The organism is Roseateles sp. P5_E11 (genome assembly GCF_054049355.1).
In genome coordinates this window covers 1-3,284 of the sequence record NZ_JBFUMO010000617.1, presented here as the reverse complement: position 1 = coordinate 3,284, position 3,284 = coordinate 1, and the positions used below count along the sequence as shown (strand labels likewise).

Sequence of the window (3,284 nt, the reverse complement as noted above, 5' to 3'; positions counted from 1 at the left end):
ACTACAAGCTGATCCAGGACCTGGCCGCCGAATGCCGCATGCCGCTGGCCTATGGCGGCGGCGTGCGCACGCCGGAGCAGGCCAAGCGCATCATCGAGCTCGGCGTCGAGAAGGTCTGCATCAGCAGTGCCGCCGTCGAGGACCCGACCTGCATCCGCCGCATCGCTGACGCCGTCGGCGGCCAGAGCGTCGTCGTCGTGCTCGACGTGCGCAAGAAGTCGGGTCTGTTCGCCAGCGGCTATGAGCTCTGCACGCACAACGCGACCAAGGCCCACAAACTGGACCCGATCGCCTTCGCGCGCGAATGYCAAGCCCAGGGCGCCGGCGAGATCGTGCTGAACTCGGTCGATCGCGACGGCGTCATGAAGGGCTATGACCTCGACCTCGCCAAGCAGATGCGCGCCGCGCTGCGCATCCCGATGAGCGTGCTCGGCGGCGCCGGGTCGCTCGCCGACATCGAGGCGCTGATCAAGGCCTGCGGCGTCATCGGCGCCGCGGCCGGCAGTCTCTTCGTCTTCAAGGGTCAGTACCGCGCGGTGCTGATCAACTACCCGCAGCCGGCCCAGAAGGATGCCCTCTTCGCCGCTGCCCTCCCCCGCTGAACATGTTTGACGACAAGACCCTGCTCATCACCGGTGGCACCGGCAGCTTCGGCAATGCCGTGCTGCGCCGCTTCCTCGACTCCGGCCTGCGTGAGATCCGCATCCTCAGCCGCGRCGAGAAGAAGCAGGACGACATGCGMAAGAAGTACGCATCGCCCAAGCTGAAGTTCTACATCGGCGATGTGCGCGACCCGCGCGCGGTCGCGGGCGCCATGCGCGGCGTGGACTACTGCTTCCACGCCGCCGCGCTCAAGCAGGTGCCATCCTGCGAGTTCCATCCCATGGAGGCCGTGCGTACCAATGTGCTGGGCACCGAGAACGTGCTCGACGCCGCCATCCAGGCTCGTGTGAAGCGCGTCATCTGCCTGTCCACCGACAAGGCCGTCTACCCGATCAACGCGATGGGCATCTCCAAGGCCATGATGGAGAAGGTCATGGTCGCCGCGTCGCGCAATCTCGAGGGCACGGACACCGTCATCTGCGGCACGCGCTACGGCAACGTGATGGCCTCGCGCGGCTCGGTCATCCCGCTGTTCGTCGAGCAGGTGCGCGCCGGCAAGCCGATCACGCTCACCGACCCGGCGATGACGCGCTTCATGATGACGCTGGACGATGCCGTCGAGCTCGTGCTCTATGCCTTCGAGCATGGCCGCAACGGCGACATCTTTGTACAGAAGGCGCCCGCGGCGGCGATCCGCGTGCTGGCCGAGGCCGTGCTCGGTGTCATCGGCGCGCCCGACCATGCCATCCGCGAGATCGGCACGCGCCACGGCGAGAAGCTCTACGAGGCGCTGCTGAGCCGCGAGGAGCGCGCCGGCGCCGAAGACCTGGGCGGCTACTACCGCATCCCGCCCGATGGCCGCGACCTCAACTACACCAAGTTCGTCGAGCAGGGCGAGACACGCATCCAGGACGCCGAGGACTACACGTCGCACAACACCGAGCGCCTGGACGTGGCCGGGATGACGGCGCTGTTGATGAAGCTCGACTTCATGCGACGCCTCGCCGCTGGCGAGGCCAACGTGACGGCGGAGGATTGACGTTATGAAGATCGGCATCACCGGTGCGTCGGGCTTCGTCGGCCGCAATCTTCAATGGCGACTGCGTGAGGCAGGTCACACCGACGTCCGCCTGATCTCGCATGGCGCCGCCGATGCGGAACTCATCGAACAGCTCAGCGGCCTGGACTTCGTCTTCCACCTCGCCGGCGTGAACAGGCCCCAGGACCCGGTCGAGTTCGACGACGGCAACGCCGACTTCAGCCTGCGGCTGATTGCCATCCTGGGCAGCCTGCCCGGCTCACCCCCGGTGGCTTTCGCGTCGTCAACGCAGGCCACGCTGGACAACGTCTACGGCCGCAGCAAGCGCGCCGCCGAGGAGGCGCTGCTGCACTACCACCGGCAGTGCCGCGTACCGGCCTACATCTTCCGGCTGACCAATGTGTTCGGCAAATGGTGTCGGCCCAACTACAACTCGGTCGTTGCCACCTTCTGCCACAACATTGCGCGAGGCATGACGGTCACCATCAATGATCCGGCCGCACCGCTGCGCCTTGTCTACATTGACGACGTCATCGACCAGATGCTGACGCTGCTGGGGCCCACGCCGCCCGCAGCCGGCTTCGTTGATATCGAACCGATGTACGAGACAACGGTCGGCGAGCTGGCCCGGACCTTGAACGGTTTTAGAGCAACGCGCGAGGGCCTGATGATCGACCGCGTGGGTACCGGCCTGACCCGGGCGCTCTATGCCACCTATGTCAGCTACCTGCCGCCCGAGGCATTCGCCTACCAGGTACCGCGCCACGCCGATCCGCGCGGCGTGTTCGTCGAAATGCTCAAGACCCCGGACTGCGGCCAGTTCAGCTATTTCACGGCCGGCCCCGGCATCACGCGCGGCGAGCACTACCACCACACCAAGACCGAGAAATTCCTCGTCATCCGGGGCACGGCCCACTTCGGTTTTCGACACATCGGCAGCGGCGAGACGCATGWGCTGGTCACGCGCGGCGGCGAGGCTCAGGTCGTCGAGACCATCCCAGGCTGGACCCACAACATCACCAACATCGGCGAAGACGAGCTCATCGTCATGCTCTGGGCCAACGAGGTCTTCGACCGAGCCCGCCCTGACACGACCGCAATGAAGGTCAAGCCATGAATCCGCCTGTGAAAAAGCTCAAGGTGCTGACCGTCGTCGGCACCCGCCCCGAAATCATCCGCCTTTCGCGCGTGATGGCCGCTCTCGACGTGCATTGCGAGCATGTGCTCGTCCACACCGGCCAGAACTACGACTACGAACTCAACCAGGTTTTTTTCGACGACCTTGGCGTCCGCAAGCCTGCTCATTTCCTGAACGCGGCCCAGGGCGGCGCGGCGCAGACCATCGGCAACATCATCGGCGGCATCGACCAGGTGCTTGAGGTCGAGCGGCCGGAGGCCATGCTGGTGCTCGGCGACACGAACAGCTGCCTGGCCGTCATCGCCGCCAAGCGCCGCAAGATCCCGATCTTCCACATGGAAGCCGGTAATCGCTGCTTCGACATGCGCGTTCCGGAGGAGACCAACCGCCGCATCGTCGACCACACGGCCGACATCAATCTCACGTACAGCACGATCGCGCGCGACTATCTGCTGCGCGAAGGACTGCCGCCGGATCAGGTCATCAAAACCGGCAGTCCAATGT

General features: G+C 65.5%; 4 protein-coding genes. All 4 read left to right on the top strand.

The genetic code is table 11. The features are described 5' to 3' along the window. On the top strand, positions 1-602 hold a 602-nt coding region (locus tag ACXJKR_RS27975), incomplete at its 5' end, for a HisA/HisF-related TIM barrel protein (RefSeq protein ID WP_457325611.1). A gap of 2 nt (positions 603-604) precedes the next feature. Continuing rightward, entirely contained in the window at positions 605-1,642 is a 1,038-nt protein-coding gene (locus ACXJKR_RS27970; protein WP_457325610.1) for a polysaccharide biosynthesis protein, read from the top strand. Between the two features lie 4 nt (positions 1,643-1,646). Continuing rightward, positions 1,647-2,759, top strand: coding sequence for a UDP-2-acetamido-2,6-beta-L-arabino-hexul-4-ose reductase (wbjC, locus tag ACXJKR_RS27965; protein ID WP_457325609.1), 1,113 nt, complete (start codon positions 1,647-1,649; stop codon positions 2,757-2,759). Between the two features lie 8 nt (positions 2,760-2,767). After that, positions 2,768-3,284, top strand: a 517-nt coding sequence (locus ACXJKR_RS27960; RefSeq protein ID WP_457325612.1) for a UDP-N-acetyl glucosamine 2-epimerase, incomplete at its 3' end; no start/stop codon positions are given.